General features: G+C 58.0%; 17 protein-coding genes and 4 pseudogenes. 9 read left to right on the top strand and 12 right to left on the bottom strand.

What is annotated here, in order from left to right; genetic code table 11:
- Positions 1-92 precede the first annotated feature (92 nt).
- Positions 93-626, top strand: a complete 534-nt coding sequence (locus tag AC0C6X_RS29590) for a UdgX family uracil-DNA binding protein (protein ID WP_472956592.1) — start codon at positions 93-95, stop codon at positions 624-626.
- 111 nt (positions 627-737) lie between these two features.
- Positions 738-944 (top strand): annotated as a pseudogene (locus tag AC0C6X_RS29585) (glycogen/starch synthase); the annotation flags it as partial.
- Positions 945-976: 32 nt separating this feature from the next.
- On the opposite strand, the pseudogene AC0C6X_RS29580 reads toward AC0C6X_RS29585, so the two are convergent.
- The 8 genes and pseudogenes from AC0C6X_RS29580 to AC0C6X_RS29545 all read right to left on the bottom strand — a co-directional run bounded on the left by AC0C6X_RS29580 (position 977) and on the right by AC0C6X_RS29545 (position 6,091).
- Positions 977-1,637, bottom strand: a pseudogene (locus AC0C6X_RS29580) (BON domain-containing protein).
- A 312-nt stretch (positions 1,638-1,949) separates the two neighbouring features.
- Positions 1,950-2,169, bottom strand: a pseudogene (locus AC0C6X_RS29575) (IS3 family transposase); the annotation flags it as partial.
- Positions 2,170-2,526: 357 nt separating this feature from the next.
- Entirely contained in the window at positions 2,527-2,727 is a 201-nt protein-coding gene (locus tag AC0C6X_RS29570; RefSeq protein WP_376741690.1) for a hypothetical protein, read from the bottom strand.
- Positions 2,660-2,905, bottom strand: a complete 246-nt coding sequence (locus tag AC0C6X_RS29565) for a chemotaxis protein CheB (RefSeq protein ID WP_376741691.1) — start codon at positions 2,903-2,905, stop codon at positions 2,660-2,662. The genes AC0C6X_RS29570 and AC0C6X_RS29565 overlap by 68 nt, the downstream gene beginning before the upstream one ends.
- A gap of 331 nt (positions 2,906-3,236) precedes the next feature.
- A complete protein-coding gene (locus tag AC0C6X_RS29560) occupies positions 3,237-3,893 on the bottom strand; it encodes a DUF6766 family protein (protein WP_472956590.1) in 657 nt (218 codons plus the stop codon).
- Between the two features lie 318 nt (positions 3,894-4,211).
- Positions 4,212-4,439 carry a hypothetical protein gene (locus tag AC0C6X_RS29555; RefSeq protein ID WP_173519232.1) on the bottom strand — a complete coding sequence of 76 codons (228 nt, stop codon included), beginning with the start codon at positions 4,437-4,439 and terminating at the stop codon, positions 4,212-4,214.
- 407 nt (positions 4,440-4,846) lie between these two features.
- The gene (locus tag AC0C6X_RS29550) at positions 4,847-5,341 is read right to left on the bottom strand and encodes a YciE/YciF ferroxidase family protein (RefSeq protein WP_173519233.1); all 495 of its coding nucleotides are present in this window, start codon (positions 5,339-5,341) and stop codon (positions 4,847-4,849) included.
- Between the two features lie 540 nt (positions 5,342-5,881).
- Positions 5,882-6,091 (bottom strand): CsbD family protein, encoded by a 210-nt coding sequence (locus AC0C6X_RS29545; protein WP_173519234.1) that lies wholly within the window; start codon positions 6,089-6,091, stop codon positions 5,882-5,884.
- A 742-nt stretch (positions 6,092-6,833) separates the two neighbouring features.
- Between AC0C6X_RS29545 and AC0C6X_RS29540 the strand changes: the two genes are divergently transcribed.
- The 4 genes from AC0C6X_RS29540 (at position 6,834) to AC0C6X_RS29525 (ending at position 11,085) form a co-directional block, all read left to right on the top strand.
- A complete protein-coding gene (locus AC0C6X_RS29540) occupies positions 6,834-7,151 on the top strand; it encodes a hypothetical protein (protein WP_472956589.1) in 318 nt (105 codons plus the stop codon).
- Positions 7,152-7,413: 262 nt separating this feature from the next.
- Positions 7,414-8,280: a non-homologous end joining protein Ku gene (gene ku / locus AC0C6X_RS29535; RefSeq protein WP_173519237.1), complete on the top strand. Its 867-nt coding sequence runs from the start codon at positions 7,414-7,416 to the stop codon at positions 8,278-8,280.
- A 3-nt stretch (positions 8,281-8,283) separates the two neighbouring features.
- Positions 8,284-10,836, top strand: a complete 2,553-nt coding sequence (ligD, locus tag AC0C6X_RS29530; RefSeq protein ID WP_173519238.1) for a DNA ligase D — start codon at positions 8,284-8,286, stop codon at positions 10,834-10,836.
- A 33-nt stretch (positions 10,837-10,869) separates the two neighbouring features.
- Positions 10,870-11,085, top strand: a complete 216-nt coding sequence (locus AC0C6X_RS29525; protein WP_173519239.1) for a KTSC domain-containing protein — start codon at positions 10,870-10,872, stop codon at positions 11,083-11,085.
- 4 nt (positions 11,086-11,089) lie between these two features.
- Here the strand turns inward: AC0C6X_RS29525 and ku (AC0C6X_RS29520) are convergent, their stop codons facing one another.
- Together ku (AC0C6X_RS29520) and AC0C6X_RS29515 are read right to left on the bottom strand one after the other, a co-directional pair.
- Positions 11,090-11,899 carry a non-homologous end joining protein Ku gene (ku, locus tag AC0C6X_RS29520; RefSeq protein ID WP_472956586.1) on the bottom strand — a complete coding sequence of 270 codons (810 nt, stop codon included), beginning with the start codon at positions 11,897-11,899 and terminating at the stop codon, positions 11,090-11,092.
- 138 nt (positions 11,900-12,037) lie between these two features.
- A complete protein-coding gene (locus AC0C6X_RS29515; RefSeq protein ID WP_472956585.1) occupies positions 12,038-12,991 on the bottom strand; it encodes an SDR family oxidoreductase in 954 nt (317 codons plus the stop codon).
- Between the two features lie 500 nt (positions 12,992-13,491).
- Here AC0C6X_RS29515 and AC0C6X_RS29510 point away from each other — a divergent pair, with 500 nt between their 5' ends.
- The 3 genes from AC0C6X_RS29510 to AC0C6X_RS29500 all read left to right on the top strand — a co-directional run bounded on the left by AC0C6X_RS29510 (position 13,492) and on the right by AC0C6X_RS29500 (position 14,985).
- Positions 13,492-13,977, top strand: coding sequence for a hypothetical protein (locus AC0C6X_RS29510; RefSeq protein ID WP_246304521.1), 486 nt, complete (start codon positions 13,492-13,494; stop codon positions 13,975-13,977).
- A gap of 186 nt (positions 13,978-14,163) precedes the next feature.
- The gene (locus AC0C6X_RS29505) at positions 14,164-14,370 is read left to right on the top strand and encodes a hypothetical protein (protein ID WP_472956583.1); all 207 of its coding nucleotides are present in this window, start codon (positions 14,164-14,166) and stop codon (positions 14,368-14,370) included.
- Positions 14,371-14,628: 258 nt separating this feature from the next.
- The gene (locus tag AC0C6X_RS29500; protein WP_173519243.1) at positions 14,629-14,985 is read left to right on the top strand and encodes a low affinity iron permease family protein; all 357 of its coding nucleotides are present in this window, start codon (positions 14,629-14,631) and stop codon (positions 14,983-14,985) included.
- 709 nt (positions 14,986-15,694) lie between these two features.
- Here the strand turns inward: AC0C6X_RS29500 and AC0C6X_RS29495 are convergent.
- Together AC0C6X_RS29495 and AC0C6X_RS29490 are read right to left on the bottom strand one after the other, a co-directional pair.
- Positions 15,695-15,934: pseudogene (locus AC0C6X_RS29495) on the bottom strand (DUF892 family protein); the annotation flags it as partial.
- Positions 15,935-15,985: 51 nt separating this feature from the next.
- Positions 15,986-16,573 carry a cysteine hydrolase family protein gene (locus AC0C6X_RS29490; RefSeq protein WP_173519244.1) on the bottom strand — a complete coding sequence of 196 codons (588 nt, stop codon included), beginning with the start codon at positions 16,571-16,573 and terminating at the stop codon, positions 15,986-15,988.
- Positions 16,574-16,621 lie beyond the last annotated feature (48 nt).

The raw sequence follows: 16,621 nt of genomic DNA, 5'->3' as shown, positions 1-16,621 counted from the left end.
GACGCCTAAAAATTGCGCCGCGGCGGGGGGTGTAACTCCGGTCGGGCTACGCCCTCCCTTCGTCACACCCCCGCCGCCGAGTCTCATCCTGATTGACGCTGAGTCTCACCTTGATTGTCGCCGCGCATGTCGCCAAACTCGTTCTCGTTGGCGAACAACCCGGTGACAAGGAGGACGTTGCAGGGCGCCCCTTCGTTGGACCAGCTGGAACCGTTTTGACCGAATGTCTCCGGGAGGCTGGAGTCGAGCGGAAGGATTGTTATCTGACGAACGCCGTTAAACACTTCAAATATGAGCAACGCGGCAAACGCCGGCTGCATTCGAGACCGAACGCCGGTGAAGTGCAGCGCTGTGCCTGGTGGCTGGGCGCCGAGCTCGAGCAAATCCGACCGGACGTCGTTGTGGCATTAGGCGCCACGGCGGCAAGAACGCTGCTTGGCGCTGCCGTGAAAGTGACGAGAGATCGGGGAAGGCCAATTGATATCGGTCGTGGCTTCTGGCTGCTTGTGACGATACACCCGTCTTATCTCTTACGAATCCGCGATCGGGAAACTGCTGCGCGCCAACGCAGGGATTTTGTCGACGACTTGAAAACCGCGGTTAAACTTCAAACCCGGTCCGGATAACAAAAATTCGCTAAAACACCAGCATGCAGATACCTCGCCAAACAAAAGATTCGGCGAATCCAGCCGTTCCTCGTCTGTGGCAATGGCAATGCGAGACTTTTGTCGCCGCCTTACCACCGCGACATCAGCTATCTCAAAGCAGGCCTTATGTCGGCGCATGCGATCACTGTCGTCAGTCCGACATACGCGCGCGAAATCATGTCGCCGCGGCAAGGCATGGGACTTGAGGGTGTCATCAATGTGCGTCACGACGACGTGGCAGGAATCGTGAACGGTATCGATTCGTCGAACCCCTACATACGCGCACCCTTGCGGAAGGGGGTGCAAACGGTCAGACCTAATACGGCCCCTCAAACCACTTCGTCCTGCGTTCCGGCGGTGGTCGATGAACGCACGCGCAGATTGTTCTGAACGTGCGTTACACCGGAGACCATCTCGACGCAATCCTCAGCCCGTCGCTTGTCCGATCGGCTCGACACCTCGCCCGACAGCGTCACTTCGCCGCTCGCGACGGAAACGTCGATGTCCGAAGCATCAAGCCACGGGTCGTCGGTCAGACGATCGTTCACGTCTTCTTCGATGCGCTCATCGGCGCGAGTATAGCCCTTCGGACCCTTACCGCGGAACTGGTCGGCTCTGCGCCGCGAAGCGGCCTCCTCATCGCCAAACCAGGGACGCGATTTCATCGCCGGCACGGTCCATGAAGCGGCGCTCGCGCCCATAGCGATCTTCGCGCCGGGGCTCATAGCGGCCACGCTCTGAGCCATAGCGATCCTGGCCATAGCGATCTTGGTCACCATAGAGGCTGGAGCGCCCATATGACGGATAATCGAGATCATCGGTGCGCCAATCGGAGGGGGCACCCCGATCGTAATCGGAAAACTGGTAGTCGCTGTCCCCATAGGGGCGGCTCCTGAAATATCCACGCCGTTGGAGGCCATAATCATCCGGGCGCGAGTTGCCGTAGCGGCGCCCATAACGTTCTTCGCGTTCGTAGCGGTCCTGTGCCATCGATAGGTCCTCCTTATTGGCGGCTCTTGCTTGAACGGGCTCAGAACCAGCAACGGTCCTTCCTGTTCCTCTGAACGGCAACGCGAATTCAAAATTGTGCCAGTCATACCAAGGGACCTGCCTATCGCTGTCCACTGCTCCGCATCCGCCAAGTGCAGAGGGCCGATGCAACGGTCCGCTTCCACGGCAGGGGCGGTGGCTCGCCCATGGCATAATCCATCCTCGACATATCCTGGAAACGTAACCTGAGAAAAAGGCTGCGTGGCTCGGTGCGCGGTGCCACGAGGCGACCTTCAAGTCACGACTTACGTTCACCAGTTCCCGATCCGGGAGCGGTGGGCGTCCTCTGGCTCTGGAAAGGGAGCTGTGGCACGCGCAGCGATATTTGACCGGGCGACACCTGGGGTTTCGCAGACGGCCTTCATTCCAAAATTCCTCTCGGAAGAGAGATTGAGCGCAACATCCGTTTTTTTGGGCCACCAGCGACTTCGAGGGCTTCCTTGACGATTTCGCTCTCCATCGTCTTTTGGCCAGACCCATATAGATCGAGACGCCGCTTGTGATGCTGCACAGCGCTATACATGGGAGATGCTTGGCTTCAAAGCTGGGCGCCCTGAAATGACAGGTCCGTGCGACGTGCCGGTGTGGCTGCGGTGACTTAACCGGCGATGCCAACGATCTAATGCAATCCGAAGAAAGACAGGATCGCGATGACGATTACGACAAGGCCTACAAGATAGATCAGCTGGTTCATGACCTCCTCCTTTTGGGAGGTCTAACCGGTGAACGGTGGTTCCGTTCCAGTTCGGATTGATGGATTGCGTTCTGGGCCAAGGACTGGAATGCAGCCTGATCGCGGAAGAACATGGTGACCGAGATCAAGAAGTCACTAAAAAGCGCTTGGGATTCCTCCGGGCGTTTCGCGCAGATGGGCATAGTATTCTGCAAGCGTCTCCTTGCGCGTGACCTGGGCGCGCCGCGCAATTCGACGCAGGATCGTCGCCCGCTTATACTGCGAGAAATCATGGCCGGTGCGCACCTGTATGTGCGAGAATCCTGCCAAGAAAATCCTCGTCCCCGGAACGAACATAGGTCGCCGGAAGTTGGTCGCGCAGCGCCAGCAATTCTGCAAGCCGGTCGGCAATCTGTGGAAGCGGCAATACGAAATCCGCCGCCTCGGTATCGATGGCGCTTCGGCATGGAGGCATACTCGGCGTCGTTCGGTCCTGCACCAGCACGATCCCGCCGGCTTCCTTGACGGCCGTCACCCCTAGGGCCCCGTCAGCGCCGGCCCCAGTGCCGCCCCGGCTGGCATTGCCAGAATTCTCTTCTTTATCATCTTTATCGTCGTTGCAATCTTCATCGTGTTTCTCGCGCTTGCGTTCATGCAGGGAAAGATCGCCTTCTAGATAGCGCCGTTTGCAATCTCGAGCGGTTGTTGCTGACCCGGCGAAGATTTAGGAAGAAGCGATCCGGTGGACATGGACCGTTCATCGCCGTGGCAACGACAGCCCTGTAGCCGGGATTCCTCGGCGTTTAGTTAAATGCCAGGCGAGATCCTGGCAGAGCCACGGATGGGGTTCTCGGTTTCTAACCTGTCTAGGCACCTGTTTTGGAGTGAGGATCAGAAACCGACTTTGACTCGGGGGAGCCTCGGAACCGCAGGAAAATCGACAGGACGACGAGAACTGCTGTCGACAGGAATTCCGATTGCCAGTTCTGAAAAGACTCAAACCACAGCTTGGCACTGAAGAGGTGTTCGCCAATCGTGGGTGCTTGTTGGCCATGCAGCATTGCCTCGACGGCCTGCGCAGACGCGCTCTCACGCAGATGCATTGGAAAGCTCAGCATGAAGAGCAGGAACAGTATCCAACCGAGTGAATAGGAATAAAGTGACCTTGCCATCCCGCCCGTCCTTACGGGCAGAGGTGCTGCGGGATCGTCTTGGTCGAGACCAGAGTCTTCTTCCTGGGAAGGTTGGTCGGGGTCATTTGATTCCGCCGAGCCGCGCTGGAAGAGGAAGGCTGTAAGTACCACATAAGCACTCATCTGCAAGAACTCGGACTCCCAGTTCTCAAACAAGGCGGATAGGAAGTGACCGCTTAGAAGGTATGGAGCAAGCGTTACAGTTTGCCCGCCATGTTCCGCCAGTTCGTCGTTGTAGACACGAAGACCCGTAAAGAGCATACCTGTCAGCGTGCCGAGCGTCGCCAGCAGCAAAACGATCGTCAGGCTGTTGTCGCGCAGTACTTTCATTAGGACCTCCACAATGGCACACAGCTGGGACGACAATCCATGCCCCGGAAATCACACCTTGTCGGCTTCCTGTTCAGTGTCACTTCGTCTTCAAGGCTCGATATCAAACAGCGCGGCTACACGTGCAGTTTCTCGAATCTCGAGCGGCTTCTCGCAAGCTGGTGCCGCGCCGGTGACAGTCGCGGGATTCCGGTAATCATCGGATGTCCTTTGGACGGAAGGTATTTTCTCCGCGTTAAAGTTAGACAGGAACCCGCCGATATTATTCCGTGGTTTTGCTAGCCGCGAGGGCTCACGCGCTGGCGCGGCTAATCAAGCCTACCCTTGCGGAGCAAAGCGCGTTCTGATGCCAGCCTCAGCAAAGCGGGTGAGTTGATTCTGGGTTGCGTCCTCCGTGTAAAGAATTTGAAACGTGCGGCCGCTGGCCGTGAGCTTTTCAGCCTCTTTGAAAGCCTCTTCAAAGCTGACGGGAATTGCATCGGCAGGGTTAGCGGGATCGTCCTGTACCAGCACGTAAAATGTGGCGTTTAGGATATCTGTTGTCATCGGCTTTCTCCTTTCGCGCAACAATAGCTGGCGAGCACGATGGTTCCGGATCACGCAGAATTTGGCTGTCGCTGCATCACCGCCGCTGGGGAAGTGGCCAGTGCGCCAGATCGGCTCATATTTCGCGATTGCTGCGGAGTCGCTGGGGCCGGCGGCTGCAAGACAAGTCACGCTTTCGCCTAATATAGGAGGGCAGTGTACGCCGATGCTGTGGCGCTCTCCTATCGTGCGCAAGCCTCTCAATCGCACGTCAAGGCCTACTTCTTCAGTCTCCGGACGCGTACGAGCAATTCATCCGTGACCTTATCGCCCTGCCGCAAAGGGCGCAACTTCGCCGAAAGGTCCGGCAGCCGCATGAGCCGCAGCTGTGTGTGGCACCGGCAACTTCGGCGAGAAGTAGTGGGCGCTCAAGCCGCCTTTGCCTTCGGATTTGCGGCGGCCACGGCAAGCTTCGTTAATGCCTTGTCGGTCGCTCCCTCTTCCTGCAGCGTGGCATCGAGCAGAGAAACCGCTTCTTTCAGCCCGAGCTGGGTAGCCCAAGTTTTCAAGGTGCCATACTGCGCTATCTCGTAATGTTCGACCGCTTGCGCTGCGGAGATCAGCCCTGCATCCAGGGCAGGTGAGCCCTTGTACTCTTCAGCGATCTCCTCCCCTTCGGTGATGATACCGTGAATGGCTTCACATGTTTTTCCTTGGGCACGTTTGCCGATGATATCAAAGACTTGCTGTAGTCGCTCTACGTGCGTCTCGGTCTGTTCCTTATGCTTCTCGAAAGCAGCCTTGCAGTCAGCACCTTGAGCTGCCCTCGCCATCTTTGGCAATGCCTTCAAGATCTGGCGTTCGGCATAATAGATGTCCCTGAGGTGGTCGTAGAACAGCATCTCGAGGTTTTTCTCTGCCATCGTTAGGTCCTCCTGATCGTCGTGAAGACCACATAACCCCGTCATGAAAAATCAGTTCCGGGCTAACAATGAGCACTCGTGTGCGCACGGTGCGGCCGGGCGATTCCGTCGCCTCCGGGACAGCAGCGCAGCGGTCGGTGCCACTGCCAGTCCAACCGCACGAACTTCCGGAAGTCTCCGCGCTGCGCGGTAGGGTCGTCCCGCTCCATTTCCTTCCACTTGGGCATTGGTTGCTTCTTTCGTTTTTCCCTCGGTTTCGCGAAACCGTCGAGAGAGCACTCAGTTCCGCAGCTCGGAGGTCGCCGCCACAATCGCGCGGTCAGTTCCGCCGGCGCGGTATGCACCCGAATGTGGGGTGGTTTTGAGCCGCTGATCGATGGCGTCGAGGCGCGCCGGCCCTCTGTTTTGCTGCGACTCGGCCAACCGGTGAAAGGCGCATTGGTCATGTTGGCCGACCCGATGCGCTGCAATAGAAACTGCTGGGCCCACACCAAGAAACCCCGCCGAAGCGGGGTTCCTTTGAGTAGGCGACGCCGGAATTTACCAATTCCAGGTCTGGCGCTCGTACCAATCATCGATGTCGCGCCGAATGCGGTCCTTCTCGATGCCATAGCGCTCCTGAATCTTGCCTTCGAGCTGTTCGCGATTGCCGGCGATTTGGTCGAGGTCGTCGTCGGTAAGCAGACCCCACTGCTCCTTGATTTTGCCTTTGACCTGCTTCCAGTTTCCTTCGACGCGGTTCCAGTCCATCGAGTATCCTCCTGCGTTCACACACCGTGAAGCTCAAACTCTCGACGACGGATTTGGTTCGGCCATTCGCGCGCCACCGGCGCCTATACGCGGGCCAGGACCTCAGTTCGATATGCCGATCAGTATTTTTCGAGGGCATTCGGAAGACGCTTGCCGACGTCGCCGCAAACATTTACCTGATCGATGCCACAAGGCGGCTCAGCGTCGCCGCTCTCGACGAGGGCACCGGTCGTCAGTGATTTCGGCCGTCATGAAGCTCCATGCAACTGAGCGGATGCGCGATTGCGTTGCAATGGCGATGGACATCCACCGCGGCAAGGCGATCATCAACAGGAATTACCTCCAGCTCAGATGGGCCCGATCGGCATCACGGTCGAGGGTGCGATTATCCTCACGCGCAATCTGATGATCTTCGGGAAGGGCGCGGTGCGCTCGCATCCACATGCTGAAGGAATATTGGCGCTGTCGGATGAGGAGGTGGCGAAAGGTCTGGACGCGTTCGATAAGATGGTCTGGCGGCATTTCATGCATTGGCCGCGCTTTGGGGAGCCGTCGTGCGCGGCTGGTCGGGCGGGCTCGTCGGGCCGCTCCAGGCACAGTGGCAAGGTTGGCTACTGGAGACCGCTCTCGCGGCACGCTCCATGCGCAGCCTAGTCCGAAGGGGAACATTTCCGGAAGCGAGAGGTTCGTTGGATTGGCCAAGCGCAAGAGACCGCTTGGAAACAACAAATGGAGTTTAGACATGAAACTCGTATCCGCTGTCTTAGCGGCAGCTCTTTTCTCGGCGGCCAGCCTGACTGCCTCCGCGCAGACCGGAACGAGCGCCACCGGGGACCAGCTTTCGATGAATACGGAAAAATGCAAGCCGGGTAGCCCCAATTGCAAGGTGGAGCAACAGGAGAACAAGTCGTATTCCGACGAGACCACTGGCAGTGTGAAGAGCAATGACAACAGCGCCGCCGGGGAAGCGCAGGACGAGGTCCCGAACAAAGATTGCCCGCCCGGTCTCACCAAGAAAGACGCCAACCCCAGTGAAGGACGGGATATAACGGGCTGCTAAGGAGCTCAATGAAAACGCCCCGCTCACCGATGGGGCAAGGTGCGTATCCAGTTGGCTCCTAAGATGCGGGAAAGATGTAGCGCCCGATGGAGCTACACCATGAATCTAATGAGTTAAGCTGGCTAAGGTCTGTTCCCGCTTTGTTACCCGCCGCGCGACATCACGTTTACGAGCGGAACAAACCCTTTTGCATCGACGTTCCCGATCATCGAGGATGTTGCGCGCGCTATACCGCGCATTTTTGCGAGAGTGAGGCCGCATTGTGGCGCCGAGAGCTAATTGGAAGGGCTACCTGAAAGTCGCAGAAGTGAGCTGTCCGGTGGCGCTTTACACAGCAGCATCGACCTCGGGACGAATTGCCTTCCATACCATCAACCGTGCGACCGGCCATCGCGTTTACCGACAATTCGTCGACAGTGAAACGGGAAAGCCGGTCGAAAAGGATGATCAGGTCAAGGGGTATGAGGTCGGATCTGGCGATTACGTCGTGCTTGAGCCCGACGAGATCGCCGCGGCCGTCCCGGAAAGCGACAAGACCTTGTCAGTCTCCGCTTTCATCGCCTGCGGTGATATCGATGACGTTTACTTCGACAAGCCCTACTATCTCGCTCCCACCAAGAGTCACGCAGAAGACGCCTTCACTCTGGTTCGCGAAGGCATGCGAAAGAAGAAAGTCGCCGCCATTGCTCGAGCTGTGTTGTTTCGGCGTGTGCGCACGCTTCTGATCCGCGCGTACGAGGACGGGCTAATCGCGACGACATTGAACTTCGATTACGAGGTTCGCTCGGCCGAAGACGCGTTCGATGAAGTGCCGCACCTGAAGATCGAGGGGGAGATGCTGGAGCTTGCCGAGCACATCATCAAGACGAAGCGAGGCAAGTTCGATCCGGCAAAGTTCTACGATCGTTACGAGGAGGCGCTTGCCGAGCTGGTCAAGGCGAAACTCGAGGGCAAGAAGATCGAGCCGCGCCAGGAGCCGAAGCGCGAAAAGGTCGTGGATCTGATGGAGGCATTGCGGCAGAGCGCCGGCGTCCAGGCCAAGAAAGCCAAGGCGGCCACCCAAACCAAGAAGAAAGCGGGCCGCGCGGCGAAGCCGAAGGAAGCTTCATCGCGGCGCAAGGCGAGCTGAGCCATGGCTCTCGAGGTCTATCGACAGAAGCGCAATTTCGGGACGACTCCTGAACCGAAGGGCCGCAAGGCGCGCCGCTCGGGCAACAGCTTCGTTGTCCAGAAGCACGACGCCACACGCCTCCACTACGACTTCCGGCTGGAGATGGACGGGGTTCTGAAAAGCTGGGCGGTCACCAAGGGTCCGAGCCTCGTTCCCGGTGAGAAACGCCTGGCCGTTCACGTCGAGGACCATCCTCTCGAATATGGAGATTTCGAGGGTACGATCCCGAAGGGTGAATATGGCGGCGGAACCGTGATCCTTTGGGATCGCGGCACCTGGTCGCCGATCGGCGATGCGCATCGAGGTTACTCCAAGGGGCATCTTGACTTCGAACTTAACGGCGAAAAGCTTGGCGGGCGATGGCATTTGGTTCGGATGGCCGGGAAGCCGCGCGAGAAACGGGAAAACTGGCTGCTGATCAAGGGGGACGACGAGGCGGCGCGCTCAGAGCATGATCCCGACATTCTCGAGGAGCGACCGGAGTCGGTTCTGACCGGTCGCGAAATCAAGGATCTGGCCGGCGAAGAGCCGGGCTGGTCATCGAAGACCGGCAGGATACGTAAGAAGGCCCGCGCCACGACAAAGACCGCGTCGCGAGAAGAGGAGCGCCAAGCCGCTGCCAACCTTCCCGATCCCGCCAGGATCAAGGGTGCCAAGCCCGCCCCGTTGCCGGATTTCGTCGAGCCCGCATTGGCCACGCTTGTCTCATCCGCTCCGGCCGGTGAACGCTGGCTCCACGAAATCAAGTTCGATGGCTACAGGCTGCAGGCGCGGATCGAAGCCGGCCGCGTCAGGCTTCTCACCCGCGGCGGGCTCGACTGGACGAAGAAATTCGGAAAGGCGCTGGTCTCGGCATTACAGGCATTGCCAGTCGCAAAGGTGCTGTTCGACGGTGAGGTTGTCGTCGAAACCGGTTCCGGCGCGTCAGACTTCTCAGCCTTGCAAGCGGACTTGAGCGAAGGCCGCAGCGATCGCTTTCGGTTTTACGTGTTCGACCTGCTTCATCTCGATGGTTACGATCTGCGTACCCTGCCCCTGTTCAAACGCAAAGAGCTGCTTGGCCAGATGATCGGCGAAAGCGACGGGATCATCCGTTTCAGCAGTCATTTCGAGGAGGAAGGCAAGCTGGTGCTGCGTCACGCCTGCAGACTGAGCCTTGAAGGTGTCGTCTCGAAGCTGCGCGACGCGCCTTATCGAACGGGCCGGAACAAAAGCTGGGTGAAATCCAAGTGCTCGGCACGCCAGGAGTTCGTGGTGGCCGGCTACGTGCCCTCGACAATATCGCGAAAGGCGATCGGCTCGCTGGTGCTCGGTGTCTACGATGGCGGCAAGCTTTATCATGTCGGCCGTGTTGGCACGGGGTTCACTGCGGCGTTTGCCGAGGACCTATTCAAAAGGCTTGAGCGATTGAGGACGACGGAAAGCCCGTTTGGAGCGCGGCTTAGCGCGGACGACGCGCGCCAAGTCCGGTATGTAAGGCCCGAGATCGTCGCCGAGATCGAGTTCAGGGCCTGGACCGCCGACGGACATCTGCGCCACGCGTCATTCAGGGGTGTGCGAGAAGACAAGCTTGCCCGTGACATCGTGCGGGAGGCGACCAAGTTTGGGACTGCTCAGCCCAAACTTCAGCGCCGAACCGTCACGCTCACGCATCCGGACCGGCTCTACTGGCCGGATGAGGGGGTGACGAAAGAGGGTCTCGCCGATTACTATGCCGAGATCTGGCGCTTCATTGCGCCGCACATCGTCGGGCGACCCCTGGCGTTGGTCCGATGTCCGACCGGAATTGCCGGCGAGCAGTTTTTCCAAAAACATGCTTGGAAGGGCCTGAACGCCAACATCGTGCTAGTCAATGATCCGAAGGAGCCATCCGACGAACAGCTCTTAAGCATTCGAGACCTCGATGGTCTGACCGCGCTCGTCCAGTCGGCCGTTCTCGAAATCCACCCTTGGGGTTCGACGGTGGCCGACTGGGAAAGGCCGGACACAATCATCATGGACCTTGATCCTGGCGAAGACGTGCCATTCGAAGCGGTTATCGAGGCCGCTTTCGAGACGGCAGACCGGCTCAAGGCGGCCGGTCTTGTGCCCTTCGTCAAGACATCCGGCGGCAAGGGGCTTCACGTGGTTGCCCCGCTTAAGCTAAAGGCAGAATGGCCCTTGATCAAAGCCTTCACCAAGTCGATTGCCGACGCGATGGCCTCCGACGCCCCCGATCGCTTCGTGTCGACGATCACCAAATCGAAGCGCCGCGGCAAAATCCTGGTCGACTATCTCAGAAATCAACGCGGAGCGACCGCCGTTGCAGCCTATTCGACGAGAGCGCGACCGGGGGCTGCCGTATCGATGCCGCTCTCCTGGGATGAACTGACACCCGGCATCGGACCGGCCTACTTCACGGTGGAGAACACACCGGCGCGGCTTGCATCGTTGAGCACCGACCCGTGGGGGGATTTTCGCGCGGCTGCCGTTCAACTGACGCAGCCGAAGATCAGACGAAGAAAAGCTACCTGACCGCGGGACGCGGGTAAGCGATCGGTGAAGCAAATGCCGTCGCATCTGATAAAGAAAACAGACTACGATCCCGAGACGCGGACGCTCTCAGTTTGGCTTCTGACCAACGACAAGCGGTACGATTACGAGGATGTACCTGTCGAGATCTATGCCGCGTTCAGAAGGGCCTTCTCGAAGGGCCGCTTCTTCAACGCGCGTATCCGCGACCGCTTCAAGTATCGAGTCTCGGAGCCCGACGGATCTCCGTGATCTCCTACTGACCTTTCGTCTTTTTCGTCTTTTCCGAGCTGATGCTCTTGCGAAGCACGTCCATGATATCGACCACGTTGCTCGGATGGTCCTCTTCTGCCTTTGCCTTTGCCGGCCGTTTGCGGCCCTTCTTCTTGGCGGAGATGATCTCTAGGAGACGGGCTTGGACGGGATCACTCACCATGTCGGGGTGCCACGGCTTGCTGCGTTCTTCGATTAGCGTCGTCACCAGCCGCATTAGTTCAGGATCGTTTTCGCCGTCATCGATGTTGCGGAAGAACTCTTCCGGTTGCCTGACCTCGTCGCCATATCGGAGCGTCCAAAGAATAATCCCCTTGCCTCTCGGCTCGAGCATCACAGCGCGCTCGCGGCGATACAGGACGAGCCTAGAGATCCCGACTGTGCCTGTTGAGGCCATCGCATCGCGGATCACCGAGAAGGCCTCTTCACCGACAGGGTCGTCGGGAACGAGATAGTGAGGCTTGTCGTACCAGATCCAACGAATGCTGTCGGCCTCTACGAACATATCGATGTCGATGGTACGTGTGCTTTCCAGCCCGACGGCCTCGAGCTCGTCGTCCTCCAAAAGCACGAAATCGTCCTCGCCACGTTGGTAGCCTTTGACTTCGTCATCTTCGTTGACAGGTTTTCCGCTAACCGCATCGACGTACTGGCTGACAACGCGATTGTTGGTCTTCCGGTTAAGCGTGTGAAAACGAACCTTTTCATTCTCAGTGGTCGCTGGCGTCATCGCCACCGGGCAGGTGACGAGCGACAGTTTCAGGTAGCCTTTCCAGAATGAGCGGGGCGCCATAATGCGTGCCTAGTTGAACTTGCTAGCTTCGGTCTATCGAAACGGCCCTGATGCCGAGTTAGTTCCTGACGCAGCAGCCGCTCCCTCGCATGTTTCATCAAGTCGAAGGCTCGTGTGGAAAGACATCCCAAGAAGACATCAGTAACCGCCGACGATCGGGAGAATCTCGCCGGTGATGTAGCTCGACATCTGCGAAGAGGCGAGAAAGACGTAGGCCGGAGCAATTTCCTCCGGCTGTGCAGCACGCTTCATTGGCGTATCGGAGCCGAACTTCTCGACATCTTCAGCCTCTTTGTCCGAAGGATTGAGCGGTGTCCAGACCGGGCCAGGAGCAACGGCGTTCACGCGAATACCTTTAGGCACGAGATGTCCCGAAAGAGCACGAGTGAAGGCATGAATGCCGCCCTTGGTCATGGAGTAGTCGAGAAGCTCCTTCGAGCCAGTGAGGCCCGTGACAGACCCTGTGTTGATGATTGCCGAGCCGTTCCTCAAATGAGGAATAGCGGCCTTTGCCATGTAGAAGTATCCATAGAGGTTTGTTTTCAGCGTTTCGTCAAAGTGCTCGTCGGTAAGGTCCTCGATGTCCTGCGTGTGAAGCTGGAAGGCGGCGTTGTTGACGAGGATGTCGAGGCGGCCAAGCTGCATCACCGTCTTTTCCACTGCACTTCGGCAAAAGCTCGCGTCCTTGACGTCGCCTCTGATCACAAGGCACTTGCGTCCCTCCTTCTCAACAGCAACCCTGGTGTCATCTGCGTCCTGAGTTTCGGCGAGATGCACGATTGCGACGTCTGCCCCTTCACGAGCGAAGAGTATCGCCACCGACCGACCAATGCCGGAGTCGCCCCCAGTGATAAGTGCTACCTTGTCCTTCAGCTTGTCTGAGCCCTTGTAAAACGGGGCGTCACACATGGGCGCGAGAGGAAGATCGGCCTCTGAGCCTGGCTTGTCCTGATGAACCTTTGGAAACGGTGGCTCTGGATAACGGCGAGCGCCCGCCTGCATGGCTCCCGAACTCTTCGGCTTTCGCTTTTTGTCGGCCTCTTCCACCTGCTTCTGGATTTCGCGCTGCTTGTGACCAGTTTCGGATTTCATTGGAACCTCCTTTGATTGAGGAGGTAAAACGTTGGTACGGCCAAAAAGTTTGGGCGCGCGCAATGTTCGCTGCCGTGCAATGCTCGGTCTGGACGCAAAACCCGGGAGGTATAAGTGAGCAGCAGCATGTAGAACGCATGTCCGGCATTGGACACCGGTACGCGCACCACCGTGCTTTTTGCCAGCGGCCCGCCCAGTATAAGCAGGCAAGTTCGCGAACTCGTGGTCACAGTCTTGCTGAGTGCCCGAGCAGGCACCAGGACGGAGCCCGGCGACTCCTATCCATGAAGTGCCAGAATTAATTCCGCTTCGCTTCAGCGGCCGGCATTAAATGCGGCCACCCAGTCCTGCGCGAATGCTATCCAACATCGACTCGTCAACCTCTGCTGACGAAACAAGATAGGCGGGCTAGGCGAATTCCGGACTGTCGAGAACAATCTCAATCTGCTGATGTTGGTGCCCCCGCAAGCGATCTGGGATTCGTTCGGAGCGTGTAATGGATGGCCTCTGATCCGGCGGCCATCCGTTTTCGCCCTGCCATCTTGGAACAACCGATTTTGCAGCGGGTTCTAGGTTGGTCGTCAATGGAGGCAGCAGCCATGAACATAGTCGGGCAACAGGTGTTATCTGATCCAGGTGGCGTAATGACCGTCGAATGGGTCGCGGAAGGCGGTGATGTGATTTCCGTTCGTCTGCAAAGCTCGAGCGATCTTGGCGTCGATAAGGCTGTGGCAAAGGCGAAGGCCATGATGGTGCAGGTGGCCGCCTTCGAAAAGGGAAACGCCGAAATTGCCACCGCGTCTGATGCGGGGGGATCTCCGGCGGTTGAATCTTTGCGAAGTGCTCGTAGCGCGAAGGATACCGGCACGCTTGAAGAGCAGCTTGACGAAGGTCTGGAGAGTTCGTTCCCTGCCAGTGACCCGGTTTCCGCCACTAGCAGCTCTATTCCGACAGGGCGCGCCGAACCTCCCGATACCGGGACATGAGCCATCGACAACGTGGTCGCTATGATGACGCCCCTCCCCGATCAGCTTGCAAGACCTTGAAAGCGCCGGTCATTGTATGGGGAGTGAGGAAACTTGAGTGAGCGGAACTGGCCACGCGACTTTGCATCGCCCTTGGACTTTGGACCGGTCGGCAGACATGCGCAGAAACAGAACAGGAAGGCACCAATGGCTCGCAGGATCAAAACTGAGAAGGCCCAGAAGATTAACCTCATGTTGAGCCATGCCGTCACGGCAATGCGCGTTAACGAAAGGCTGGTATGCGAATTGTTGCGGTGGGCGGCAGATCACAGCCAGGATCCCAACCGATTCATCCATGCCGTCCTGGAGGAAGCCAGAAACGATCTGACACGTGCCGGCAGGGACGACGTATGACGTCTTTGATCGCGACTCACGAAGCGCTCGAATACCTTGATAATCTCGCCGCAGAGATCCAGGACGGGCGAAAGGCTCTCCAGCCGAAAATGGCGAGGGCAAGCGGTACCCAACTATCCACGTTCCGTTGGTGAGAACCTGAGGGACCCGCACCGCGGCAAACCATCGGATGTGGGCAAGACCAAGGGTGATTGAAACTGTGCTTATGGACTGGATGCGAACAATATCTGCCTTGGCGCGAGTTACGGAGAACTGGTGGTGAATCACTATCTTTTTCGAATGGCTGATTTTCTGTCTCGTCCTCCCGGCTTTTACTTCGTGATCCTGGCGATGGCTGGCTGCACTGCACTGGTGCCCTTCGGCTTCACAAACGTCATCACCTATGCTCTGTCGGTCGCAGCGATCGTGATCACCAGCATCGTTTTGATCCAAGGCTACCGCGATACGGCAGCAATCCAAGCCAAGCTCGACGAAATCATCGTGTCAATGCATGAGCCCCGGAACGAGGTAGTCGGCCTCGAGCACGAACAGCCGGAGCACATCGCGGCCACCGTCGAGCGGCTCGAAGCGGAAGCTGACGAGCAAGACGGAGCTACTCGAGCGGCCCCCATCTAGGGAATTTGCGTAGTTCAACAGCGACCCTTCGGCAGAACTGCGCATTATAGGTCAGATGGCACGGTCGCCCCGAAGACGAGGGCTCCCGGTGTAGCAGTGGAAGGTGATGGAAAACTTGATGTCGGTCGGGCGTCACATGTCTCTTGCCGAAAAGACGAAAATAGCTCTCGATGAATCCCGGATGTTAATGCTGGGTGCCCAAAATTCTGCTCGGATTTCAGTTGCATGCGCCATTCCAGGACGGGTTTTCGCGATTCCGCCTGAAAAGGCGACGGAGATCGTTGTCCTTTACTCGTCGTCGCACTGCTGATCACGCCGAGCGCTCGCCATCGGATAGTGGAGCGAGGGGAAGCCACGCCGGCTTTCAACCGTTTTGTAACTCAAATTGCTATGATCACACTTGCGCCGTTTGCCCTTGCGCTCAGCCTTGACCTTTATGTTGCCGGGAACCTGAGTCTTGGATCGCCCACCGGGGCGGTAATGGGTTTTATCGGAGGCCTCGCCGCTATTGGCCTCTGGTACGGACCATGGGTGCTTAGGAACCCGGAGGGAGATGTAGCCGTGTCAACTTCGAACGAGAAAACGTCGAGCGCCGCAAAGATCAACTACGTGTTGACTGAAGCGCGAGTCATACTGCCCGGCGTCCAAGCGTTGCTTGGCTTCCAACTTGTAATCGTTCTGACAACCAGTTTTGCCGATCTGCCTGCCGGAGCTTGTGCGCCTCACCATGGCCGAGGTCTTTAGGTCTTTAGCCATTCACGAAGCGAACCATAGCGGGCGATCTCGTAGTGCGCGACAGCTTGGCAAGCGGCCAGAAGACCGGCTGGAACGCGGTCCCTTCAGCCTCTTTCATCAACCCGTCTGCCTCCTTGATCAGACCCTCGATGGCGTCGCATTTTTCGCCACATGCCGTTTTGCCGATCGACTTAAAGACCTGCTCCAGTAAACGAGCTTGGCTACAATTTGGGCGGTGGGTTTCGCCCGGCCACGTCCCGCTCTGTCACCGCCCAGGTGTCGCAGCCAGCCATTCCTCAGCAGTTGCGAACTCGAGTTGAACTGAGAAGCGATTGCCGAGAAGCTGAAGCGAAGCATCGTGTGTTTCATCGAGCGAGCTGTAAACGCTGTCCTTCAAAAGGATTACTTTATAACCGAGATCGATCGCACCCAAGACCGTGGCCATGACACAGACGTCAGTCTCGCCACCGGTGATGATGACTGTTTCGATGTTCTGATGCGTCAGCACACTTTCCAACCTTCCGCTCATCCAAGGTGAATAGGTACGCTTGTCGAGAATGCGAGCGGGCGGCACAAGCAGATGCAGTGGGTGGATCAGATCAATCAGGCCCGGATCCATCCGGGTCGCGGTCATCATCGGCCACTTTTCGTAGTACTGGCGCCACATTCCCGGCATCTCTTCAGATGAATGCGGCGGGACGAAGCGAGTAAAAATCGTGCGTTCCGGAAACCGGGTGGCAACCTCGATCACCTGATCGGCGATCTTTCCCATCCACTTCGCCTGCCAGGGTGTTTCCTCCTCGAACATGCGCTGCATATCGACACAAAGATGGATCCACCTCTCGGATTTCATGCGCTCTACCTAGGAACGATTGAACCGAGGTAAGAACCTGGTTGATAC

It is taken from the genome of Ensifer sp. VA4, assembly GCF_055710065.1.
The sequence above is the reverse complement of the archived record's forward strand: the minus strand, read 5'-3'. Positions and strand labels throughout refer to the sequence as shown.

Excerpts from the sequence above, each read along its gene's own strand:
- AC0C6X_RS29525 (WP_173519239.1), top strand. The coding sequence starts at position 10,870 with ATGCCGTCGCATCTGATAAAGAAAACAGACTACGATCCCGAGACGCGG.
- AC0C6X_RS29545 (WP_173519234.1), bottom strand. The coding sequence starts at position 6,091 with ATGGACTGGAACCGCGTCGAAGGAAACTGGAAGCAGGTCAAAGGCAAA.
- AC0C6X_RS29570 (WP_376741690.1), bottom strand. The coding sequence starts at position 2,727 with ATGTTCGTTCCGGGGACGAGGATTTTCTTGGCAGGATTCTCGCACATA.
- AC0C6X_RS29540 (WP_472956589.1), top strand. The coding sequence starts at position 6,834 with ATGAAACTCGTATCCGCTGTCTTAGCGGCAGCTCTTTTCTCGGCGGCC.
- ku (WP_472956586.1), bottom strand. The coding sequence starts at position 11,899 with ATGGCGCCCCGCTCATTCTGGAAAGGCTACCTGAAACTGTCGCTCGTC.
- AC0C6X_RS29510 (WP_246304521.1), top strand. The coding sequence starts at position 13,492 with ATGGCCTCTGATCCGGCGGCCATCCGTTTTCGCCCTGCCATCTTGGAA.
- AC0C6X_RS29505 (WP_472956583.1), top strand. The coding sequence starts at position 14,164 with ATGGCTCGCAGGATCAAAACTGAGAAGGCCCAGAAGATTAACCTCATG.
- AC0C6X_RS29555 (WP_173519232.1), bottom strand. The coding sequence starts at position 4,439 with ATGACAACAGATATCCTAAACGCCACATTTTACGTGCTGGTACAGGAC.
- AC0C6X_RS29560 (WP_472956590.1), bottom strand. The coding sequence starts at position 3,893 with ATGAAAGTACTGCGCGACAACAGCCTGACGATCGTTTTGCTGCTGGCG.
- AC0C6X_RS29515 (WP_472956585.1), bottom strand. The coding sequence starts at position 12,991 with ATGAAATCCGAAACTGGTCACAAGCAGCGCGAAATCCAGAAGCAGGTG.
- AC0C6X_RS29550 (WP_173519233.1), bottom strand. The coding sequence starts at position 5,341 with ATGGCAGAGAAAAACCTCGAGATGCTGTTCTACGACCACCTCAGGGAC.
- ligD (WP_173519238.1), top strand. The coding sequence starts at position 8,284 with ATGGCTCTCGAGGTCTATCGACAGAAGCGCAATTTCGGGACGACTCCT.
- AC0C6X_RS29490 (WP_173519244.1), bottom strand. The coding sequence starts at position 16,573 with ATGAAATCCGAGAGGTGGATCCATCTTTGTGTCGATATGCAGCGCATG.